Genomic DNA, 1297 nt, shown 5'->3' with positions numbered 1-1297 from the left:
CGCTGACCCGGTGGCCGGCACGGTCCTCGACCGGATCAGCCCGCAGCGGCCCGTCGCACTGCTGGAGTCCTATCTGGACCTGCTGCTCGACTGGCACGTCTTCCTCTGGCTCCGGCACGGGATCGCGCTGGAGGCCCACCCGCAGAACATCCACCTGCTGGTACACCCGGACGGCGCCGTCGGCCTGCTGTACAAGGACAACGACGGCGCCCGGCTGGACGCGCGGCACGACGGCACGAACGGTCTCACCCTGCACGACGACCGGATGTGGGCGCGCGACCCGCACGAGTTGGCCGACGTGTTCATCACCATCACCCTGCACCTGGCCGCTGCCGCGCCCCTGCTCGCCCTGGCCGCCCGAGGGCTGTCCGTGCCGACACCGGCCGAGGCGCTGGTGCCCCGGCTCGCCGCCGCCCGCGACCGGTGGGGCGACGGCCCGGCGGGGCGGACCTTCACCGAGCGGGTCCTGAACGCCACCCACCTGCCCGTCAAGGCGATGCTCACCGCCGGCACCCTGCTGCCCAAACAACGGCTGGGCTGCACCGACATCAACAAGTACTACCTGCGTACCGGCCCGAACTACCTGCGGGAGACACGATGACGAGCGCCCAGTTGCGCTCCCGGCCGGCCACCGACACCGGTCAGCTCGCCGACCTGGCCGCCGCGCACACCGTCTTCGGTTGCCTGCTGCGCGAGCTGGCCCCGCCGGGTGACACCCCGACGGTGGTCGACGGTGTCGTCCGGCTGCTGCTGCGCCACCTCGACGTCACAGTGCGCTGCGCGGTGGCCCGAGCCTCGGCGATCGGCGCGCACCGCTACACCGGCCCGGTGCAGCGGGACATCGGCGGCGGACGGTGGGCGGACCTGGACGCGGACGGGCTGGCCGCCCTCGTCGCGGCGGAGCTGACCATCCGTACCGGGCTGGCGAATGACGAGTTCGTCGAACAGGTCCGGGCCAGTCGGGACACCGTGGCCCGACTGCTGGCCGACCGACCCGCCGCGGACCCCACCCCTACCGGTGAGCCCGCCATCGACGCGTACGTCGACTCCGAGCAGTCGCTGGTCCTCGGCCACCCGCACCACCCCACCCCCAAGTGGCGCAGCGGCGACCCGGACAGCTGGCGGGCGTACGCGCCGGAGCTGCGCACGGCGTTCCGGCTGCACTGGCTCGCCGTACCGGACGACCTGACCGCCGACGCCGGACCGTTCGATGCGCTCGTGGCCGCGCTCGACCCGCCCCGGCCCCCGCGCGGGCACCGCGCCCTGCCGGTGCACCCCTGGCAGCTGTCGCTGGTCC

At 74.0% G+C, this 1297-nt stretch carries 2 protein-coding genes; both read left to right on the top strand.

The features are described from left to right. A partial coding sequence (locus tag KBX53_RS33225; RefSeq protein WP_247676579.1) for a ferric iron reductase occupies positions 1-601 on the top strand: 601 nt, incomplete at its 5' end. After that, positions 598-1297 (top strand): IucA/IucC family protein (locus tag KBX53_RS33220; RefSeq protein WP_305798002.1); only part of this gene is annotated, 700 nt, incomplete at its 3' end. The genes KBX53_RS33225 and KBX53_RS33220, both read left to right, overlap by 4 nt.

Source organism: Micromonospora sp. M51, assembly GCF_018070305.1.
GTDB classification, from domain to species: domain Bacteria; phylum Actinomycetota; class Actinomycetes; order Mycobacteriales; family Micromonosporaceae; genus Micromonospora; species Micromonospora parva.
The sequence above is the reverse complement of the archived record's forward strand: the minus strand, read 5'-3'. Positions and strand labels throughout refer to the sequence as shown.